This window comes from Denitratisoma sp., from assembly GCA_032027165.1.
Taxonomy (GTDB): Bacteria; Pseudomonadota; Gammaproteobacteria; order Burkholderiales; family Rhodocyclaceae; genus Desulfobacillus.
Genome location: JAVSMO010000001.1, coordinates 3,141,031 through 3,161,167, shown reverse-complemented (window position 1 = coordinate 3,161,167; position 20,137 = coordinate 3,141,031). Strand labels below are relative to the sequence as shown.

Below are 20,137 nucleotides of genomic sequence, written 5' to 3'. Positions count from 1 at the left end.
TTCTCTTCTCCGACAAAGATATTCCGGTCAGGGCAGCCTGATCAGCTTGAAACCCCAAAGTCGCGCCAGATGCGAAAATTGATCCGGGTTGAAAGCTTTCACAACAGGCAAGACCTTGCTATGAAAATCACTGTGTCCGGTAGCGTTTGACGCGCCTACAAGAGAGGGGTAGACAGCCCTAGTTAGGAAATCGAAACAGCCAGTATGAAATTCGTCCTGAAACTCGAAGTTCTGCTCTAAGAAAACCTTCATTTCTCCCAAGCGGCTGTAATAGTTAATCTTGGCTGGAGCAAGCGGGTCAATACCCGATTTTCTACGCAGCCTATTTAACTCTTCAAAACCGTCAATGTAACCCTCCACAAGCAATAGGCGGCCGCCAGGCTTCAAGGCTTTACGCATATTGTTGAGCGCAGCTTTCTGCTCCTCAAAATCACGGAGATTGATAAGCACACGAACGCATACAATAGCGTCATAAGGTCCTTGCCAGAACTTGGGCTCCAATACATTGTCGTGGAAAAATCGATTGTTCTTTTCGCCATACTTGTTCTTAGCTTGAACAATCATGTTTTCTGCGTAATCGAAACCATCTACATAGGCCACGTTTTCGCGGAGTATGTTGGTCAAAAATCCATTGCCACAACCTACCTCGAGTACCCGGTCAGTACTCTTTACATGCTGAAGTAAAAATTCAGTTTCCAATTCGCGCTGTGATACGTCGGCAATGTTCACTAGTTCAGCATTGGCTTCCCGCACCGCTCTTTCGTTCCAGTGAAAATCAGTCGAACTTTTTGCCATTTCTCTTCTCCTTAATTACTTGCTTAACCGCCTCAACAATATACACGAATATTGCAGAGGCATATTTCTCGTGACCTAGTTGGCTTAAATGCAACACGTCAGGCTCAGGCAGTAGCATGGTGCTCAACTGGTCTCTATCAACGTTTGCAAACGCCTTTTCAATATCACATAGGATGACATTTGCCTCCTTAGCTACTTCCCTAACGATTTCGTTGTATTGGACACGCCGCTCCTCCAACGTCTGTCCGCAAATCAGTTTCCGGTGACGAAGTGTTGGGTGATTTGTGGACAAGATAATATGCGCCGCACCAAATGCCCGTGCGCGGGCGATCATTTCTAACAAGTTCGCTCTATATGCCGCCTCAGATACTCTGGGTAGCCCGCGGTCTGTGTCCCAGCAATTACAGTCGTTCAAGCCGAATTGAAGAGTCATTACATTAGGCTGCAATACCTGCACGTCTCGAGGGAAACGCTCTAGTCCTTGCCGGGTAGTTTCACCAGAAATCCCCCGGTTGAAAAAGTGAAGCTGGTCCGTGTCGATCAGGTCTGATGCGAAGGTACGTATCTCACGTGTAACCCGCTCTGTCCACCTTTGAGAATGGTGAACATATTGCCCTTCTGTAATGGAATCTCCCATGAATACAATCGTAATCGGCTCTATTTGCACAGCTACACCCCCTCGTTACCTACCTTATTGATTCGAACACAAAATAACAGCGTCATGAAGCATCGTTCATTGAAGTGATTATTCTTCTTTTTCTAGCGATCACAACAATCTCTAATGGCTTCATCACCGCCCTTCCTATCCAATTTGGGATTTTGCTCACGTCGCTTTCGCTTGGGTAATACCTTTTAAGCAGCGCCGCTAGCTTTCTCTTTCCGATTCCTTCCTTAAATGGAGATCTTCTGCGATAGAAGTAGTACCCGTCATAATGAATGCGTTCGATCTGAAAACCCGCTTGGTTCAAAATAAGCGAGAGATTGCGTTTTGAGAAATTCCGCAAGTGTGCAAACTTGTATTTGCATCCCAACAGCTTAGAGTACTGAAGCATGTTGTCTTCAAAAGGGACTCGCAACGCCATTAGCCCATCAGGTTTGAGCGCGATATTCACACTTAATAAGAAATCAATCGGATTGATAACGTGTTCAAGAATGTCCGATGCGACAACCAGATCAAACTCTTCCTTAAACGGAAGATTCTCAGCATTCGCCGCCATGCACTCCACATCCACAGTGGATTTGACGTATTTTAAGAACGGGATTGAGATATCAACTGCCGTGATATTGGCAGAATCGTATTTTTCCTTAAGCTTTCTAAGCAAAAATCCCTGACCAACACCAACCTCGAGAATAGATGCATAGCCATCTGCTCCTAAATATGTAATTAACTTCGCTGCTTGATTATTTAAGTACGCGCCGTCAACAATTTCCTGTTGTAGATCTCCCTCCGACAGATTTTTATAGTTGCTTACATAATCAACAAATGAACTGTCGCTTTGATCGGAATTTGATAGATAAACCGGTATGCCGTCATGTTGTTGTGGCTCCCAACCGCAAGCCTCGCAAGAAACACCTGGGGCTCGCAATTCATTCCGGCAATTTGGGCATAGTCGCATTGATTGCTACCTTGGTCATTGGTTAGTGTCTAGGTGCTGACGTTGTTCATGTGTCGGCTCGAAGCACCATTCAGCTGAGGGGATAAACGCCCCCCCCAAAATTGACAGAGAGTCCGGCATTTCAATGCTGATAGAAAAGCTTCTGCTTAACAAATCATATCGACACGCAGTATTTAGTTGTTCTAATGGCGTGTTGTCTAAAATGCTTATACCGATGGTGTAGTCCCCGGGCCCAATTTGAACTGGGTTCAATATTATTTCTATCTGCCGATGTTCACCTTGTGTAATTTCAAACTGATCGGGTGGGCTGAAAATTCGCGCAACCCCGGCACCAAGGTGATTATCAATAGCTATTCCATAGCGGCAGTGATAACTACCTCCCCTCTCGGCCAAAACGGAAATAATAACTTTAGCGGGCCTCAGGGCAACCAATTGATTCGTACGCCCTCTTTCGGTAACCACCGTAAATCCGCATACTTTCAAGCCAGGTTCGGATTCCCACCGGGAGACTCCACCAGGAGCCACAAAATCGAATTGATTGCCGATATTTACAACGGGAAAACTAGGTGTTTCCGCGTGCGGGAGAAATCCTGGTGCGTTTAAAAAGACTTCCTTAGGTAGTTTAATTGATCGAGCAATAACCGATTGGAAGGGCTCAGTTGGGGTATTGATATTAGCTGCGGATGAATCGTTGGTATTTTTCTGTTTCGCTGCTGTGACATCACCCATTGCTCTTATGATAGGGCCATGCAAGTACTCCTCATAAGCCTTAACAACGAGAAATGCCTCGCCTCTCATGCGCAAACAACCTTCATCAAGCCAGATAGCCTCATCACATAGCTCAAGCACCTGTTGCATGGAATGCGAAACCAGGAGCATGGTGCACCCAGACGTTATCAATCGCTCAACTCGTTTTTTGGATTTCGCTACAAAATATGCGTCTCCAGCCCCAAGAACTTCGTCAATGATCAAAATATCTGGGCGAATTGCTGTAGCCGCCGCGAACATCAAGCGTGCCTGCATTCCCAGTGAGTAGGTTTTGAACGGCTGATCTAGGAAATCGCCCAGTTCGCAGAATTCGATGATGCCATCCATCGCCTGCTGGTATTCGTTGCGATTCAGTCCATTGTACTGAAGAGATGCTTCGACGTTCTCTCGGCCGGTGTATTCCGGATGGAAACCCAAGCCGACATTCATCAGTGCCTGTACCTCACCATTTACCTCGACAGTGCCACTGGTCGGGGCAAAGTTTCCACAGAGCAACTTCAGCAGAGTGGTTTTACCAGCCCCATTTCGGCCAACAATTCCTATTCTGTGCCCGCGTGGCACTTCCAAGTTGATGTTATCCAGCGCGATGAATTCCTTGCAAGGTACCCTCGGTTTGATGCCAAAGCGATGCAAACCCAGTATGTCGACAAGCTGGTCTCGTTGGCTGCCATGCAGTTTGTATATTTTTGATACGTTCCGCAGTCTTATCGCGTAATCGTTAGGCATAGTCAAAGAACACGAATTTTGCTTTTAGGAATACGGCGTAGCCCAGCAGAAAGCTTCCCAGTCCCAGAATAAGCGAGCCCAGCACCGGCGTCAGGTCTGGCCAGGTACCGTATGCAATCAATTGCTGGAATACCAGAACAAAGTAGGACAAGGGATTGAGATAGATGATGAACTTCATGGCCGATGGCACCATTTCCGGGGTGTAGGCAAACGGGCTCAAGATCATCATCAGCATGACTATCAGACCTAATGCGTGCTGTATGTCCTTTGCTACTAACGAAAACAAGGAAAGCAACCAGCCTAGCCCCACTGCAAACATAACCAGCAACAGCCAAAACACGGGCACCAATAGGATGGCTTGCCAACTGGTTCGACCTAGTACAAACCCCAGTATCAGTGTAATCACCAGCCCAGACACTCCTGGTACGTGGGCTGCCAATGCTGACCGTAGCGGAATCAGTTCCGCAGGAAATACGGTATTCAGAAGTAAGTTTTTGTTGGCGGTGAGCGAACCAGTTGAGGATGTAAGTATCGCGCTAAAGGCCAACAAGGGTACCAACCCGGAGAAGACCAGCAAGACATATTGCCATTCGGTTAGGCCAGAAGGCCGTACCTTGAAGATAACGGCATAAAGTCCGGCAAAAATACTGAGTTGCAGCAAGGGGAACAGGAAAGCCCAAAAGATGCCTAAGACTGAGCCTGTGTACTGCTGACGCACATCCAACATCACGCCCTCCAGCAGGCGACGACGATAGCGCGTGAGGTTACTTAAAGATCGAAATACGCCAGTACTCGAACTCATACTGTGCTGTCCTTAATCGGTTAAGAGGTCACCTGCGACATCAGCTTGTCGTGCTTGGCAATACTGCATTTAATCAGTTCAGCATTCGCTCTGGTCCACTCAACTGTACGGCGCAGTCCTTCGCGCATCTCCACCTGTGCGGCAAATCCGAGTTGGCGTTGCGCCTTCTCAGTGGAAGCGAAGCGTTTGCCGGAGCGATCCCAATCCCGTGCCGGCCGCAAGTCCAGGGGAGTCTTGTTGCCGGTGTATTCGTTGATAATCGTCGCCAATTCCAGGACGGTGGTCTCCCGGCCCGTAGCCAGGTTGTAGACTTCGCCAGCCGCACCCTTCAAGGCACAGGCCATCAGGCCGCGCGCCATGTCTTCAACGAAAATGAAGTCGCGGCTGGTGTTGCCGCCATTGTCCAGCGGCAAAGCCTCGCCGTTCAGCGCGCGCCAGATGAACGTAGGTGTCACGTTGCGCCAGACGGTATGCACCGTCCCGCGCCATTGCCCTGCCCCGAGGATTTCGCGCGGGCCGTAGACGTTAGAAAACCGGGCCTTGACGATGGGCAGCTGATAGCGCTGGAAATAGTAGTTTCCGTAGAGCTCGCCGATGATCTTGGAAATCGAGTAGGGGCTGTCGTGGTAAAGAGTAACCGGCTGATCCTCAGTCGTCGCCGTCGGCGCGTCATAGGTCTTCTCGGCGACGGCGCAAGCGGCGGCGGCATAGACGACCTTCTTGATGTTCTTGATGTTCTTGAGGCGATCGAACAACTTCAGGGAAGTGAGCGTGTTGTTGTCGTGATCCGCCATCGGGTCGGCGATGGACGACTGGTTGCCGTGGTAACAGGCGAGATGGAAGGCATAGTCAAGGTCCGCAGGCAGCGCGGCGAGAATCCTGTCGTCGGTGATCGAGCCGAAAACGAAGCGGGCGCGCGCATCGGCGGGAATGTTGGCCACGTCGGACGACAGCAGGTTATCGACTATGATGATCTCGCGCGGGTTCTGCTCGAGAATCTGGTGGACAAGGTTGCTGCCGACAAAACCCGCACCGCCAACCACCAGCACGCGCGAATTCGAAAAATCAGTATTGCTCATGGGTCTCACTTAGCGGCCGAAGCCTTCAGGTGTGAATAAACGTCGGAAATGCCGTATTGGTCATACCACTGCAACTGCCGGCGGATGGTATCGGCAAAACTAACCTTGGCCTGCCAGCCGAAGGATTGCAAAGTGGCCGATGCATCGAGCGAGACCACGGGCACATCATCCGCGGCGGGCGGGACGATGGGCACGTCGATGCGACCCAAGCCGAGATACTCTGCGACCAGGTCGAATATCTCCTTGATGGAGTGTGCTTCACCGCTGGCGATATTGAATGTCCCGACGGGCGCATCCGCCTTGATGGCGAGATCCATGAAGGCAAGAAAATCGCTCATATCGAGGAAATCACGCGCCGTGTCCGAACAGAAGCAGCCTTGCCCGGCCTTGAGGCGCTTGTAGAAGGTAGGAATCGGGCCAATGGCCAGCCTCGGGCCGGTGACGTTGGCGATGCGCAAGGTCAGCGTCGGCACACCCGAGAGCAGCATGAATTGCTCGCCCGCCGTCTTGGTGATGCCGTAGCTGGTGAACGGCGCCGTGGGGTGGGTCGCCGGAATCGGCAGTTGCTGCGGCCGGCCATAGCAAAGCGCCGTCTGGAAATTGACCAGGCGTTCCACGCCGTTGGCCTTCGCGGCCCGCGCCACATGGATGCTGCCGGCCACGTTGGTGCGGGTGTCCTCGATCCAGTCGTCCGGGTCTTTATAGGCAGCGGCCGAATGCACCACGATCTCCGGCCTGAATGCGGCGAAGCATTCGTTGACCACCGACTCATCGGCAATACTGCCTTCCCTGACCGTGAGCCCCTGCACTTCGGGAACGACTTCACGCTTGCCGGTGACGAAATTGTCGATGACGAAGATTTCATGGCCTTGCGGCAGCCAGTGCTCGATGAGATTGGAGCCCAGGCAGCCCGCACCGCCGGTGATGAGAATACGCATGCTCGAGTGCCTCGCTTATTTTTTGTCCTGCAACAGACGAAGGTGGGTGTACTCGCCCAGGGTGCCATGCTGCTGGTAGTAGGCAATTGCTTCGGAAACCGTCGTTTGCAGCGGCGTGAATTCGATCTTGCCGAAATCCTGGAAGGTGCGGGACGGATCGAGCAGGATCGAGAAGACGTCGTCCGGCCCGAGCTCCTTGACGTCCGCCTGGGGCCTGCCCGGCACATTCATGGCTTCGACCACGGCATCGTAGAGCTCCTGGATGGCGACATCCGTGCCGGAGGAGAAGTGATAGGCGCCATGCCCGACGCCATCGCAGGCCTTGACGGTAACGGCGGCAAGATCCTTGACGAACACGAAGTCGCGGCGCGACTTCGTGACGAAGCACTTTTTACCGTCCTTCAGGCGCTGATAGAAGATCGGCAGCGGGCCGGCCACGTTGCGCGGGCCGATGACGTTGGCCAGCCGGAAGGTGACGAAGTCGATTCCCGAAAGCTCGATGTAGTACTCGTTGGCCGTCTTGGAAATCGCGTAGCTGCTACCCGCCGGGTTGCGCGGATGATCGAGGCGGATGGGCTGCTGCATCGGCTTGAGGCCGTAGCACAGCGCCGTCTGGTAGTAGATGAAGCGCTTGACGCCGCATTTCCTGGCGAGGTCTACCATGAGCGACCCACCGACGCAGTTGGTCAGCGTGTCGTTGTACCAGTCATCCGGATCCTTGTAGGAACACGCTGCATGAATGATCACATCAGGACGCATGTCGCCGATCAGTTGCTCCATCAGCGGCTTGTTGGCAATGCTGTCGATGACGACAGTCAGGTTTGGGTGATCGGCAAGGTGCTCGCGCCGGCCAGTCGCCAGGTTGTCGACGACGATCACTTGGTCGCCGCGCGCCAGCATCATTTCCACGACATGAGAACCGATTTGACCGAGGCCGCCGGTTACGAATGCTTTCATTTTTACCCCCTACACCAAATTAAAAAGTTGAAATAGATCTTTAAGCTAGCAGCGCAACAATTTTTCCCGCCGCATCGCCATCGCCATAAGGTTTATCTTCAATCGCAATGCGCGCCTTGCTCATCACGCCATCCGTTGCGGCCAGGATGGCGGGAGCCGAAGCGCCGACCAGCCGGTTTGCTCCTGTACTGACCGTTTCCACCCACTCGGTTTCATCGCGCATGGTGATGCATGGAACGCCATAGAAAAACGCCTCCTTCTGCACCCCGCCCGAATCGGTGAGGATCACCCTGGCGGCCTGTTCCAGGGCAACCATGTCAAGGAACGGCAACGGTTCAGTGACCTTGACGCCGGCCAGCTTGCCGGCCAGGCCGTGGTCGGCAAGCAACTTGCGCGTGCGGGGATGCAGCGGCAGCACTACGGGAAGCCTTTCGGCAATCCTGCCCAATGCCGAAACAATGCCGCTCAGTCTTTCTAGGTTGTCGGTGTTTTCCGCGCGATGGCAGGTCGCCAGGGCAAACCCGCCTTCCGGAAGGTTCAGTTGCTGGAGGCATTTGCTCTGCGATCTGGCCTTTTCGCGATAGAACAGGGCCACGTCATACATCACGTCGCCGACGTTATGCACCCCTTTTGTGATGCCTTCGGCCTGAAGATTTGCGACGGCCGTTTCCGTCGGGCAGAAGAGCATCGCAGACACGCGATCGGCAAGGATGCGGTTTATTTCCTCAGGCATCCGCATGTTGAACGAGCGCAGCCCCGCTTCGACGTGGGCAACGGGCATGTGCAGCTTGGCGGCAGCAAGCGCACCGGCCAGGGTGGAGTTGGTATCCCCGTAGATGAGCACCCAGTCGGGTTTTTCCTGCAAAAGAACGTTTTCGACGGCTTCGAGCATGCGGCCCGTCATGGCGCCGTGATTGCCGCCGGATATCTCCAGGTTGTAGCGCGGCCGGGGAATGTCGAGCTCGTCGAAGAAGACCTTCGACATGTTGTCATCGTAGTGCTGGCCGGTATGCACAAGCACTTCCTCGATCCTGCCGGCATGGTGATCGCGGATGACCCGTGAGATCGCCGCAGCCTTGATGAACTGCGGACGCGCGCCGATGATCGTTACGATTTTCATGGATTCAGGAAACAATTTGCGAGACCGCCTGAGACAGCGCGGAAACGATTCGGTCTTGATCGGATTCGGACAGATCCGGGCCCATCGGCAGGCTCACCACCCGACTGGCAACCCGCTCCGAATGGACAAGCCCGGCATCATCCGACTTGTAGGCAGGCTGGCGGTGGAGCGGGACGGGGTAATGCACGGCGGTCGGGATGCCGGCGGCCTTGAAGGTGTCGAGGACCTGCTCGCGGTTGTCGACGAAGACGGTGTATTGGGCGTAGACGCTTGTTCGGTCTGAGTGGACAGTGGGCAGTTGGCAGTTATCAGTGGGCAGTTTGCAGTTGGCAGTTATCAGGTTGTTGTAGCGGGTGCCTAATTCCATTCGGCGTTTTATTTCCCAATCGAAGCGATCAAGCTTGGCGAGGACGATGGCGCATTGGAGGGTGTCCATGCGGCCGCCGACGCCGACGCGGGTGTGGTAGTAACGCTTTTCCTGGCCGTGGACACGTATTTCGCGCATGGCCTTCGCCAGCGCGTCGTCGCTGGTGAAGATGGCGCCGCCGTCGCCGTAGCAGCCGAGCGGCTTGCTCGGGAAGAAGGAGGTGCAGCCGATGGTGGAGAGGTTGCAGCTCTTGCGGCCCTTGTAGCTGGCGCCGAAGCTTTGGCAGGCATCCTCGATCACCGGCAGGCCGTGCTTCGCGGCGATAGCGTTGATCTCGTCCATGTCGGCCGGCTGGCCGTAGAGGGACACCGGCATGATGGCCCTGGTGCGCGGCGTGATCGCGGCCTCGATCAGGGCGGGGTCGATGTTGCAGGTGTCCGGCTGGATGTCGACGAACACCGGCTTGGCGCCCAGCAGGACGATGACCTCCGCCGTGGCGACAAAGGTGAACGGCGTGGTGATGACTTCGTCGCCGGCGCGGATGCCCAGCGCCATGAGGGAAATCAGCAGGGCCTCGGTGCCGGAGGCGACGGTGATGCAGTGCCTGGCGCCGGTATAGGCTTCCAGCTTCTCTTCGAGCTCACGCACCTCGGGGCCCATGATGTATTGGCCGTGATCGAGGACGCGCTGGATGCGGGCGTCGATCTCCTGCTTGAGGGCGGCGTATTGGGCTTTTAGGTCGATGAAATGCATTCTAGTTGGCAGTTGGCAGTTGGCAGATATCAGTGGGCAGTTGTCAGTTTGCGGGGATGCAGGTGGTTGGTGTTATTTGATATTTGGTGTTGCATTCGGGGCAGGCGGTGTCCCCTGTGGCGTTGGGCAGGCGGACGCCGCAACGGCACATCCAGCCGATGCGGCGGGCGGGCGTGCCGACCATCAAGGCGTAGGCCGGCACGTCCTTTGTGACGACCGCGCCGGCGCCGATGAAGGCGTATTCGCCGATTTCATGGCCGCAAACGATGGTGGCATTGGCGCCGATGGAGGCGCCGCGCCGGACGCGGGTGCGGCGGTATTCGTTCTTGCGGCTGACCGCCGAGCGGGGGTTGTTGACGTTGGTGAACACCATGCTCGGCCCGCAGAAGACGTCGTCCTCCAGCGTGACGGCATCGTAGATGGAGACGTTGTTCTGCACCCTGACGTTGTTGCCGATCGCGACGTCGTTGCCGACGAAGACGTTCTGGCCGAAGGAGCAGCGCTCGCCGATGCGGGCGCCGGAACAGATGTGCACCCAATGCCAGACGCGGGTGCCCTCGCCGATCTGGGCACCCGGGTCGACGATGGCGGTGGGGTGGGCTTCGAAGGGCATGGGCTCAATAATCCAGCGGCAGCGAGATCCGCTTTCCGTCACGGGCGGAGAGATAGCAGGCGATCAGGGTTTCCAGCGACTTGAGACCTTCGCGGCCGTCCGTTTCCGGTTCGGCTTCGCCGCGCAGCACCTTGATCACGTTGTCGTAGTAGAGCGGATGGCCGAAGCCGTAGACCGAGGTCGTTTCGTAGCTGGCCGACTTGACCTTCTCGTCGTCGGCGTCGGGCTCCGCGAACTCCCAGTGCTGGATCTCGTTCACGGCGACGCCGCCGACGCGGACGGTGCCCTTCTCGCCGATGATGGTGATGCTGCCTTCCAGGTTCTTCGGATAGGTGAGCATGGTCACGTTCATCGAGCCGAGGGCGCCGGAGCGCCAGCGGATGTTCATCACGCCGGAATCCTCCACCTCGATGTTGCGGGCAAGGGTGGCGGTGTAGGCCTGCAGGCTTTCGATGGGGCCGATCAGCCAGTCGAGCAGGTCGACGTAGTGGCTGGCCTGGTTCATGAAGGCGCCGCCGTCGAATTCCCAGGTGCCGCGCCATTTCGCGCTGTCGTAGTATTCCTGCGGCCGCGTCCAGAAGACGTTGATGTTCACCATGTAGATGCGGCCGAAGCGCTGCTTCTCGACGGCGCGCTTGAGCAGCTGCAGGGTGGCGTTGCGCCGGTTCTGCTTGACGACGAACAGCCGCACGCCGGCCTGGTCGCAGGCGGCGACCATGCGTTGGCCGTCGTGCCAGCGCGTGGCCATGGGTTTTTCCGTCAGCACGTGGCGGCCGGCCTCGGCCGCCTTGATGGCCTGCTCGGGGTGCAGTCCGCTCGGCGTGGTCAGCACGACGGCGTCGGCGTTGCTGTCGGCCAGCAGGGCGTCGAGGCTGGCGTACGGCTTGGCGCCCGTCGCGGAGGCGGCCTTTTCCAGGGCTGCCGGATCGACGTCGCAAACCCCGACGAGTTCGACGCGGTCCTTGTGCTGCTCGATGGCGCCGAAGTGGTTCTTCGCGATCCGGCCGCAGCCGACCAGGGCGAAACGGAGTTTGCGGTCAAGAATGGGGGCGGGATAGTGGCGCATGATCAGGCCTTGACGACGTTGGCGGCGGGTTGGAGATAGACGCCGCGCGTGTCGACGATGAGCTTCGCGTGCCTGGCGATCAGCTCGTAGTCGAAGGCGTCGTGGTTGGTGGCGAGCACGACGAAGTCGTAGCCGGCGATGCTCTCGGGCGTCAGCGGCACGCTCTTCAGGTCGAAGTGGTGCTGGCGCATCTTCGGGAAGACGGGGACGTGCGGGTCGGAATACTCGACGACGGCGCCTTTCTTGACCAGCAGTTCCATGAGCTCGACCGAGGGGGATTCGCGCATGTCGTCGACGTTCTTCTTGTAGGCGATGCCGAGCACCAGTACGCGGCTGCCGCGGATGGCGCGGGCGCGCTCGTTGAGGGCCTCGGTGATCTTGCCCACCACCCACTGCGGCATGGTGCTGTTGATCTCGCCGGCCAGCTCGATGAAGCGGGTGTGCAGGCCATATTCGCGCGCCTTCCAGGTGAGGTAGAAGGGATCGATGGGGATGCAGTGGCCGCCGAGGCCGGGGCCGGGATAGTAGGGTACGAAGCCGAACGGCTTGGTCGCCGCGGCACGGATGACCTCGTGGATGTCGATGCCCATGCGGTCGGCGATGATCTTCATCTCGTTGACCAGGCCGATGTTCACGGCGCGGTGGATGTTCTCGAGCAGCTTGGTCATCTCGGCGGCGCGGGTCGAGCTGACCGGCACGACGCGGTCGACCGCCACGCCATAGAGGGCCATGCCGGCCTTCTGGCAGGCCGGCGTGGTGCCGCCACAGACTTTCGGGATCGTCCGGGTGACGAAGTCGGGGTTGGCGGGATCTTCCCGTTCCGGGGAAAACACCAGGAAGACGTCTTCGCCCACCTTGAAGCCGCGCGACTCGATGCGGGGCTTGAGCTCCTCGTCGGTGGTGCCGGGATAGGTGGTGCTCTCGAGGGAGACGATCTGGCCGCGGCGCAGATGCGGCGTAAGCGAGTCCATCGTATCGAGGACGAAGCTGAGGTCCGGCTCGCGGTAGCGGTTGAGCGGCGTCGGCACGCAGATGATCAGGGCGTCGGCCTCGGCACTGCGCGAGAAATCGGTGGTGGCCTCGAAGCCCTTGCTGCGGGCAGCAGCGATGGCGGCGCCGGAGATATGCTCGATGTAGCTCTCGCCCTTGTTGAGGCGGGACACTTTCTCGCCGTCGATATCGATGCCGAGCACGCGGAAGCCGACTTCCGAGTAGCGCAGCATAAGGGGCAGCCCGACATAGCCCAGGCCAACGATGCCGATGGTCGCGCTGCGGTTTTCAATCTTGCCGAGAAAGTCGTCCAGAATCATGTTGGCATAACCGAAAAAGGTGGAATTTTATCATTCAGGTTGTCGGGCTGAAGCCCGACCTGCGGAGACATCCGGCGGTACGGCTGCGTCGAGCTCCTGGCGCAGCCGCTCGATTTCCTCGCGCGCGGCCTGGTATTCGACTTCCTTGAGTCGCAGAAATCGCCGCGTCAGGTCCAGCTTGGCGGCGATGCCGCTGGGCGTCAGCAGGTAAGCGTAGGCCAGCTTGTTGTCGCTGCGGCGGAAGTTGTTGGCCTTGACCAGGCCCTTGTCAAGCAGGGCCTTGAGCAGGTAGTGGGTCTTGCCGAGGCTTACCCCCAAAACGCGGGAGAGCTCCCGCTGGCTAATCTCAGGCTGCTCCTCGATGAGACGCAGGACGCGGTAATGGGCGGTTTCGCGGGGGGTCACGGCTATCCGTTCAACAGTTGAACGGGCTGCACTTTAGCACAGCATCATGGGTCGGACAAGCACCCGCCCGTAGGCGGCCGCCCTATTTCGCCCGGTCGGCGGACAGGCGAACCTGGGCGCTCGCCTTTTCGGATTCGGTGGTGATCGAGATGAACAGCCAGCCGCCCCGGCTGCCGTTCTGTTTCATGAAGTAGGCGCCCTGCCGGTATTTGATGCCCGAGGATACGATCTCCCGCTCCGCTTCGGGCTCGAGGCTGTGATCCGGCGCCCGCGCTTCCTTCAGCGCCTTTTCGAACAGCTCGGCGGCCAGCCTGGCATCCGCGCGGCGGGCCCAGACCTCGCAATTGCCGCCGGGTGCCAGCAAAATGAGGAAGTCTCCCAGATCGTTCGCCGCCGACCATACCTCGCCGGGCCCCTGGAGGATGGCCTTCGTGAAATCGGGCGCCGTGCGGCCATAACCCTTGGCACGCACCCATTCACCCAGCGCCTTCTCGTCGCCCCGCAGATTGAAGCAAGACTCCATGAACAGTTCGTTCGCCATCCTGGCCTGCCGCTCCGCAGCAGGGGCGGGAGCTTGGGCAAGGGCGGTGCCCGCAAGGAAAAGCATCGACAAAAACAGTGGGGTTCGCATATGAGGAAAGGAAGGCTGGTCGTCAGCAGTTGAGGGGGCTCACGCCCACCCAGGTTTCGCGCTTGAACCGAATGGCGGGAATGAATCTCTCCACGCCATCCACCGCGATAGGCGGGCTGCGCAACTCGAAAACCTCGGCGGAGGTGTCGTCCATGTAAATGAGCACGTTGAAATAAGGGCTCGCCGTCGGTGCGGCATTGCCCCGGGGATAGGGCTCGGTCAGGGCCTTTTCCCTGTCGTGACGGAAAACCTCCAGCGAAACGACGGGAATCGGCCTGCCCTGTACGCTGTCGCGGAGCTCGAAGCGCTCGGACAGGAAGCGCACGGTTTGCGTCGGAAACGGATAGAGCGACAGGGAAACGAATTGCCGCCCCCGCACGGCGCTAACATGGGCCGAGATGCGGACATTGTCCACCGTAAACTCGACGCGCGACGGGAGCGGAACGCAGCGGCCGGCGATGACGCGGCCGCCTTCCACCGAGGGCAGATAGTAGACGGCTGCGTTGGGTGCGCAACCAAGCAGGCCGATGACGAACAGCAGGATCAGCGCCGACCTCATTCCGGCTACACCTTGTAATAGCTCCGATACCACTCGACAAACCGCCGCACGCCCTCCTCCACCGGCGTCGCGGGATCGAAGCCGGTGGCGGCGCGCAGTTCGGCGGTGTCTGCGTAGGTCGCCGGCACGTCGCCGTCCTGCATGGGCAGGAAGTTCTTCTCTGCATTGCGCCCAAGCGCCTTTTCCAGCGACGCGATGTAGTTCATCAACTCCACCGGCTCGTGATTGCCGATATTGAAGACGCGATACGGCGCCCAGCTGCTGGCGGCATCGGGGCGCTCCTTGTCGAAGGTCGGGTTGGGCTGGGCCGGCCGGTCGAGCACGCGCACCACGCCCTCGGCGATGTCGTCGATATAGGTGAAGTCGCGCTGCATTTTCCCGTGGTTGAAGACGTCGATCGGGCGCCCGGCGAGGATGGCGTCGGCAAACAGGGAATACGACATGTCCGGCCGCCCCCACGGGCCGTAGACCGTGAAGAAGCGCAGGCCGGTGGTCGGCAGGCCGAAAAGATGGCTGTAGGTGTGCGCCATCAGCTCGTTCGACTTCTTGGTGGCGGCGTAGAGGCTGACCGGGTGGTCGACGCTGTCGTGCTCGGAGAACGGCATTTTCGTGTTGCCGCCGTACACGCTGGAGCTGCTGGCGTAGACGAAGTGCTTCACCTTGCCGTGGCGGCAGCCCTCGAGCAGGTTCACGAAGCCGACCAGGTTGGACTGGGCGTAGGCGTGCGGATTCTGCAGCGAATAGCGCACGCCGGCCTGCGCGGCGAGGTTGATGACGCCGTCGAAGCGCTCCTGCGCGAAGAGGGCGGCGACGCCGGCGGTGTCGGCGATGTCGAGCCGGACGAAGCGGAAACTGGGCAGGCCGGCCAGTTGCGCGAGGCGTGCCTCCTTCAGGCGGACGTCGTAGTAGTCGTTCAGGTTGTCGATGCCGACGACCTCGTCGCCGCGCGCCAGCAGGCGCAGGGCGACGTGCATGCCGATAAAGCCGGCGGCGCCGGTGATGAGGACTTTCATGCGTCGGGTTCCCGGGAAGGCATGGCTTATAATTCCGTTTTCAGGCGCACATTCTAAACGACAAGCCCCAGGCGCCCCGCATGCGCTCGATCCTCCTCGTCAAAACCTCTTCCCTCGGCGACGTCGTGCACAACCTTCCGGTGGCGAGCGACATTCGCGCGCGCTTTCCGCAGGCGCGCATCGACTGGGTGGTGGAGGAGAGCTTCGCCGACATCCCGCGCCTGCATCCGGCCGTGAGCAAGGTGATTCCGGTGGCGGTACGGCGCTGGCGACGCGCGCTGCTGTCGGCCGCCACCTGGCGCGAGCTGCGTGCCTACCGTGACGCGGTACGGGCGGAGCAATACGACTTGGTGCTGGATACGCAGGGGCTCGTCAAGAGCGCCCTCCTCGCCCGCCAGGCGCCGGGCCAGCGCGCCGGCTATGCCGCCGAGGCGGCGCGCGAACCCCTGGCGGCGCGCTTCTACGACGCCACCTACGTCATCCCGAAGAACCTGCACGCCGTGGAACGCAACCGCTGGCTGGCTGCCGCCGCGCTCGGCTACGAATTGACCCTGCCGCTCGACTACGGCATCGCCGCCGCGCCGCTCGCCGCACCCTGGCTGCCGGCGCAGCCTTACTGCGTGCTGCTCACCGCCAGCAGCCGCGCCGACAAGATGTGGCCGGAGGCCGACTGGCTCACCCTTGCCGCGGCGCTGAATGCGCGCGGCCTCGCCTGCGTGCTGCCCGGCGGCAGCGCCGAGGAGCGCGGCCGCGCCACGCGGCTGGCCGGCGGCATGGCGCAGGCGCTCGCCGCGCCGCCGATGGGCATCGCCGAACTGGCGCAGCTGCTGGCCGGCGCGCGCCTCGTCGTCGGCGTGGACACCGGCCTCAGCCACATCGCCGCCGCCCTGGGGAGACTGACTTTCTGCCTGTTCGCCGGCTCGCGCCCGGAACTGACCGGTGTCTATGCCGGCGAGACGGCGATCAACCTCGGCGGCGCCGGTGCGCCGCCGACGGCCGCACAGGTCATCGAAGCGGTGACGGGGCGGCTGTGATGGCACGCTTTCTCTACAACCTGGCGCTGCTCGTTTTGCTGCCCTACGTGTGGCTGCACCTCTGGCTGCGCAGCCGGAAGCAGCCGGAGTATCTGCAGCATGTCGGCGAGCGTTTTGGGCGCTACCCCTTCTCCCCGCGGGGAGAAGGGGTCATATGGCTGCATGCGGTCTCGGTCGGGGAGACGCGCGCCGCTGCGCCGGTCGTGGCGGCGCTCAAGGCGCGCTACCCCGGCCATCGCATCCTGCTCACGCACATGACGCCGACCGGCCGCCGCACTTCCGAGGAACTGTTCGGCGACGGCGTCGGGCGCGCCTACCTGCCCTACGACTATCCGTGCGCCGTGCGGCGCTTCCTGCGGCATTTCCGGCCGGCCATCGGCGTCGTCATGGAGACCGAACTCTGGCCGAACCTGGTGGCCGTGTGCCGGGACATGGGCATCCCCCTGCTGCTGGCGAATGCCCGCCTCTCGGAGAAATCGGCGCGCCGCTATGCGCGCTTTCCGAACCTGACGCGCGGTGCGCTGGAGGGTCTCGCCGCCCTCGCCGCGCAGTCGGAGGCGGACGCCGCCCGCCTGCGCGCCTTGGGTGCGCCGCAGGTCGAGGTGCTCGGCAACGTCAAGTTCGATCTGTTGCCGCCGCCGGAGCAGCTGGCGCAGGGCGAGGCGCTGCGCCAGGGGATGGGCGCGCGCCCGGTGCTGCTCGCCGCCAGCACCCGCGAGGGCGAGGAAGCGCTCCTGTTCGCGGCGCTGGCGCAGCATCCGCTCGGCGAGGCACTGCTGGTCATCGTGCCGCGCCATCCGCAGCGCTTCGACGAGGTCGCCGCGCTTGCCGCCAGGGCCGGCTTCGCCGTGCAGCGCCGCAGCGAGAACGCCCCGGTCGCGGCGCGAACGCAGGTGCTGATCGGCGACAGCATGGGCGAGCTGTTCGCCTACTACGCCGCCTGCGACGTCGCCTTCGTCGGCGGCAGCCTGCTCGACTACGGCAGCCAGAACCTGATCGAGGCCTGCGCCGTCGGCCGGCCGGTGCTGATCGGGCGCTCGACCTACAACTTCACCCACGCGGCCGAGCAGGCGCTCGCCTGCGGCGCGGCAAGGCGGATCGGCACGGCGGGGGAGCTTCTGGAAACTGCGAACGAACTGCTGCGCGACGAGGACGCGCGCCGGCGCATGGGGGAAGCGGGCAGGGAATTCGCCGCGCGCCACCGCGGCGCGACGGCGAAAACGCTCGAGTTTATTTCTCGAGCAATGCGTTGATCGCCTGGACGTCCTCTTCGCCCAGGCTGCCGGCGGCGGCTTTCAGGCGCAGCTGCGCCAACAGCGTGTCGTAGCGCGCCTTGGCGAGATCCCGGCGGGTGGAGTAGAGCTGCTGCTGGGCGTTCAGCACGTCGATGTTGATGCGCACGCCGACTTCGTAACCCAGCTTGTTCGATTCGAGGGCCGACTGGCTGGACACCAGCGCCTGCTCGAAGGCCCTGACCTGGGCCATGCCGTTGGTGACGCCGAGGTAGGCCTGGCGCGCGCCGAGGGCGGCGCTGCGCCGGGTGTTGTCGAGGTCGGCACGCGCCTTCTCGCGCAGGGCGACCGCCTCGCGGTCCTTCGACATCACGGCACCGCCGGCGAAGATCGGCAGGTTGAGCTGCAGGCCGACTGTGGACGTGTGTGTGTCGTAGCCTGGGCCGGTGATGCCGGCTGTCAGCGAGCCGGTGGCGGAACTGCGGCCGCGCGTGGCGACCAGGTCCAGCGTCGGCAGGTGACCGGCGCGCTGCTTGTTGATTTCCTTGTCGGCGATCTCCAGCGCCGCCTCCTGCGCCTGCACCAGCGGGCTGCCGGCCTCGGCGGCCTCGACCCACTTGCCCATGTCGTCGGGCTGCGGCCTCTGTAGCTGCACCTGGCTGCGCAAGGGCGCCAGCACTTCGTGCACCTTGCCGATCACCTGGCGCAGGGCCTGGCGCTTGATCTCCAGATCGTTCTGCGCGGCCAGTTCCTGCGCCGTGGCGAGGTCGAAGCGCGCCTGGGCTTCGTGCGTGTCGGTGATGGTGGCGGTGCCGACCTCGAAGTTGCGTTTGGCTGCCTCGAGCTGCTCGGAGATGGCCTTTTTCTGCGCCTGCGCCAGGTCCAGGCTGTCCTGGGCCAGCAGCACGTCGAAGTAGGCCTGGGAAACGCGCAGGATGAGGTCCTGCCGGGCCTGGACGAACTGTGCGTCGGCCACGGCCACGGCCAGCTTGCCCTGGCGGTACTGCTCGATGTTCTGCCAGCGGAAGATCGGCTGGGTCAGGGTAAGCTGGTAGCCGTTGCTGTTGTAGCGGGTGTCGACCGTGCCGGCGCCCGGCATGCGGCGCTGGAAGTCGATGTCGTTCCAGGTCGTGCTGGCCGAGGCCGAGATTACCGGCAGCAGGCCGGCGCGGCCTTGCGGCAGCTTTTCCTGTCCGGCGTCGCGCGCCGCCTTCGCCGAGGCGAACTGCGCGTCGTAATCGAGGGCGTCGCGATAGACCTGCAGCAGGTCGGCGCCGAAGGCGGGCGCGCCGGCGAGCGCAAGGGAAAACAGGAAAAGTGTCTTTTTCATGGGGCGGGCCTCCAGGGCCATCAGGCGGCGGCAGGTTCGACGTCGCGCGACCAGGCGATGACGCCGCCGGCCAGGTTGTAGACGCGCTCGAAGCCGTTCTGCTTGAGGAACATCCCGGCATGGTAGCTGCGCGCGCCGGAACGGCAGATCATCACGACGTCGGCGCGGCGGTCGAGTTCGTGCAGGCGCGCCGGGATGGTGCGCATCGGAATCAAGGTCGAGCCCTCGATGCGGTAGGCGGCGAACTCGTCGGGCTCGCGCACGTCGAGCAGCAGCGGATCGGGACGTCCCGCGTCCTTCAGCCACTCGCTCAGTTCGACTGCTGTGATTTGCACCATTTCCAGTTCCTCAGAAAACGAATTTTCCCCGCTCCGGCACGTTGCGCAGGCGCGGAATGCTGGTCTCGAACAGGTTCACGCCCTGGAATTTCCCCTCGGCCACGCAGGTGACCAGCCGCGCCTGCATCAGCGGCGCCTCGCCCACCACGGCCAGCAGGCGGCCGCCGACCTTGAGCTGCGCCAGCAGCGCGTCCGAAATCTCCGCCACCGAGCCGGACAGGACGATGGCGTCGTAGGGCGCCTGCGAAGGCCAGCCCTGCGCGCCGTCGCCCTCGATCACCGTGACGTTGTCGGCGCAGTGGCGCCCCAGGTTCGCGCGCGCCGCGGCCGCCAGTTCCGGCTCGATCTCGACCGTGTAGACGTGGTCGCTGCGCGCGCCCAGCAGGGCCGCCATGTAGCCGGAGCCGGTGCCGATCTCCAGCACCTTGTCCGACTTGCGCAGCTGCAGCGCCTGCAGCAGCTTCGCCTCGAGGGCGGGCGACAGCATGGCCGCGCCGTGGCCCAGCGGAATCGCCGTTTCCGCGTAGGCCAGCTTGAGGCAGGCCGGCGGCACGAAGTCTTCGCGCTTGATGGTCATCAGCAGGTCAAGCACTTCCTGGTCCAGCACCTCCCAGGTGCGGATCTGCTGCTCGACCATGTTGAAGCGGGCTTGTTCCAGATTCATGATCTTGCTCCGGATGTATAT

22 protein-coding genes are annotated in these 20,137 nt (G+C 60.6%); 2 read left to right on the top strand and 20 right to left on the bottom strand.

All coding sequences use genetic code 11. The annotated features are described in order from the left end of the window. Nucleotides 1-27 precede the first annotated feature (27 nt). From ROZ00_15440 to ROZ00_15360, 17 genes are all read right to left on the bottom strand, one after another. Complete coding sequence (locus ROZ00_15440) at nucleotides 28-795, bottom strand: class I SAM-dependent methyltransferase (protein ID MDT3737622.1); 768 nt, start codon at nucleotides 793-795, stop codon at nucleotides 28-30. After that, nucleotides 776-1,432 (bottom strand): SGNH/GDSL hydrolase family protein, encoded by a 657-nt coding sequence (locus ROZ00_15435; protein MDT3737621.1) that lies wholly within the window; start codon nucleotides 1,430-1,432, stop codon nucleotides 776-778. Before ROZ00_15435 ends, ROZ00_15440 begins: the two co-directional genes overlap by 20 nt. Before the next feature lie 82 nt (nucleotides 1,433-1,514). Next, nucleotides 1,515-2,381: a class I SAM-dependent methyltransferase gene (locus ROZ00_15430; GenBank protein ID MDT3737620.1), complete on the bottom strand. Its 867-nt coding sequence runs from the start codon at nucleotides 2,379-2,381 to the stop codon at nucleotides 1,515-1,517. Between the two features lie 45 nt (nucleotides 2,382-2,426). Continuing rightward, nucleotides 2,427-3,905, bottom strand: coding sequence for a polysaccharide ABC transporter ATP-binding protein (locus ROZ00_15425; GenBank protein ID MDT3737619.1), 1,479 nt, complete (start codon nucleotides 3,903-3,905; stop codon nucleotides 2,427-2,429). Next, nucleotides 3,898-4,707 carry an ABC transporter permease gene (locus ROZ00_15420; protein ID MDT3737618.1) on the bottom strand — a complete coding sequence of 270 codons (810 nt, stop codon included), beginning with the start codon at nucleotides 4,705-4,707 and terminating at the stop codon, nucleotides 3,898-3,900. The genes ROZ00_15425 and ROZ00_15420 overlap by 8 nt, the downstream gene beginning before the upstream one ends. A 20-nt stretch (nucleotides 4,708-4,727) precedes the next feature. Continuing rightward, nucleotides 4,728-5,786, bottom strand: a complete 1,059-nt coding sequence (locus ROZ00_15415; GenBank protein MDT3737617.1) for an NAD-dependent epimerase/dehydratase family protein — start codon at nucleotides 5,784-5,786, stop codon at nucleotides 4,728-4,730. A 5-nt stretch (nucleotides 5,787-5,791) separates the two neighbouring features. After that, a complete protein-coding gene (locus ROZ00_15410) occupies nucleotides 5,792-6,724 on the bottom strand; it encodes an NAD-dependent epimerase/dehydratase family protein (protein ID MDT3737616.1) in 933 nt (310 codons plus the stop codon). A gap of 15 nt (nucleotides 6,725-6,739) precedes the next feature. Next, complete coding sequence (locus ROZ00_15405) at nucleotides 6,740-7,681, bottom strand: NAD-dependent epimerase/dehydratase family protein (GenBank protein MDT3737615.1); 942 nt, start codon at nucleotides 7,679-7,681, stop codon at nucleotides 6,740-6,742. Between the two features lie 40 nt (nucleotides 7,682-7,721). Next, complete coding sequence (gene wecB / locus ROZ00_15400; protein ID MDT3737614.1) at nucleotides 7,722-8,801, bottom strand: UDP-N-acetylglucosamine 2-epimerase (non-hydrolyzing); 1,080 nt, start codon at nucleotides 8,799-8,801, stop codon at nucleotides 7,722-7,724. Nucleotides 8,802-8,805: 4 nt separating this feature from the next. Next, nucleotides 8,806-9,921: a DegT/DnrJ/EryC1/StrS family aminotransferase gene (locus ROZ00_15395; GenBank protein MDT3737613.1), complete on the bottom strand. Its 1,116-nt coding sequence runs from the start codon at nucleotides 9,919-9,921 to the stop codon at nucleotides 8,806-8,808. Between the two features lie 43 nt (nucleotides 9,922-9,964). Beyond that, nucleotides 9,965-10,534 carry an acyltransferase gene (locus tag ROZ00_15390; protein MDT3737612.1) on the bottom strand — a complete coding sequence of 190 codons (570 nt, stop codon included), beginning with the start codon at nucleotides 10,532-10,534 and terminating at the stop codon, nucleotides 9,965-9,967. Between the two features lie 4 nt (nucleotides 10,535-10,538). Then, nucleotides 10,539-11,600 carry a Gfo/Idh/MocA family oxidoreductase gene (locus tag ROZ00_15385; GenBank protein MDT3737611.1) on the bottom strand — a complete coding sequence of 354 codons (1,062 nt, stop codon included), beginning with the start codon at nucleotides 11,598-11,600 and terminating at the stop codon, nucleotides 10,539-10,541. Nucleotides 11,601-11,602: 2 nt separating this feature from the next. Next, nucleotides 11,603-12,910, bottom strand: coding sequence for a nucleotide sugar dehydrogenase (locus ROZ00_15380; GenBank protein MDT3737610.1), 1,308 nt, complete (start codon nucleotides 12,908-12,910; stop codon nucleotides 11,603-11,605). 30 nt (nucleotides 12,911-12,940) lie between these two features. After that, nucleotides 12,941-13,315: a MarR family EPS-associated transcriptional regulator gene (locus tag ROZ00_15375; protein ID MDT3737609.1), complete on the bottom strand. Its 375-nt coding sequence runs from the start codon at nucleotides 13,313-13,315 to the stop codon at nucleotides 12,941-12,943. 82 nt (nucleotides 13,316-13,397) lie between these two features. After that, entirely contained in the window at nucleotides 13,398-13,856 is a 459-nt protein-coding gene (locus ROZ00_15370; GenBank protein MDT3737608.1) for a hypothetical protein, read from the bottom strand. A 112-nt stretch (nucleotides 13,857-13,968) separates the two neighbouring features. Next, the gene (locus tag ROZ00_15365; GenBank protein MDT3737607.1) at nucleotides 13,969-14,505 is read right to left on the bottom strand and encodes a hypothetical protein; all 537 of its coding nucleotides are present in this window, start codon (nucleotides 14,503-14,505) and stop codon (nucleotides 13,969-13,971) included. 5 nt (nucleotides 14,506-14,510) lie between these two features. Beyond that, on the bottom strand, nucleotides 14,511-15,518 hold the full coding sequence (locus ROZ00_15360) for an NAD-dependent epimerase (protein MDT3737606.1): 1,008 nt from the start codon (nucleotides 15,516-15,518) through the stop codon (nucleotides 14,511-14,513). Between the two features lie 80 nt (nucleotides 15,519-15,598). On the opposite strand from ROZ00_15360, the gene waaC reads away from it, so the two are divergent. Together waaC and waaA are read left to right on the top strand one after the other, a co-directional pair. Continuing rightward, nucleotides 15,599-16,552 carry a lipopolysaccharide heptosyltransferase I gene (gene waaC / locus ROZ00_15355; GenBank protein ID MDT3737605.1) on the top strand — a complete coding sequence of 318 codons (954 nt, stop codon included), beginning with the start codon at nucleotides 15,599-15,601 and terminating at the stop codon, nucleotides 16,550-16,552. Further along, nucleotides 16,552-17,805 (top strand): lipid IV(A) 3-deoxy-D-manno-octulosonic acid transferase, encoded by a 1,254-nt coding sequence (gene waaA / locus ROZ00_15350; GenBank protein ID MDT3737604.1) that lies wholly within the window; start codon nucleotides 16,552-16,554, stop codon nucleotides 17,803-17,805. Before waaC ends, waaA begins: the two co-directional genes overlap by 1 nt. On the opposite strand, the gene ROZ00_15345 is transcribed toward waaA, so the two are convergent. Genes ROZ00_15345 through ROZ00_15335 form a run of 3 tightly spaced genes read right to left on the bottom strand, consistent with a single transcriptional unit; the run spans nucleotide 17,783 to nucleotide 20,116 of the window. After that, nucleotides 17,783-19,114: a TolC family outer membrane protein gene (locus tag ROZ00_15345; protein MDT3737603.1), complete on the bottom strand. Its 1,332-nt coding sequence runs from the start codon at nucleotides 19,112-19,114 to the stop codon at nucleotides 17,783-17,785. The two genes, waaA and ROZ00_15345, sit on opposite strands and share 23 nt — an antisense overlap. Before the next feature lie 20 nt (nucleotides 19,115-19,134). After that, nucleotides 19,135-19,452 carry a rhodanese-like domain-containing protein gene (locus ROZ00_15340; GenBank protein MDT3737602.1) on the bottom strand — a complete coding sequence of 106 codons (318 nt, stop codon included), beginning with the start codon at nucleotides 19,450-19,452 and terminating at the stop codon, nucleotides 19,135-19,137. A 10-nt stretch (nucleotides 19,453-19,462) separates the two neighbouring features. After that, nucleotides 19,463-20,116: a protein-L-isoaspartate O-methyltransferase gene (locus ROZ00_15335; protein MDT3737601.1), complete on the bottom strand. Its 654-nt coding sequence runs from the start codon at nucleotides 20,114-20,116 to the stop codon at nucleotides 19,463-19,465. Nucleotides 20,117-20,137 lie beyond the last annotated feature (21 nt).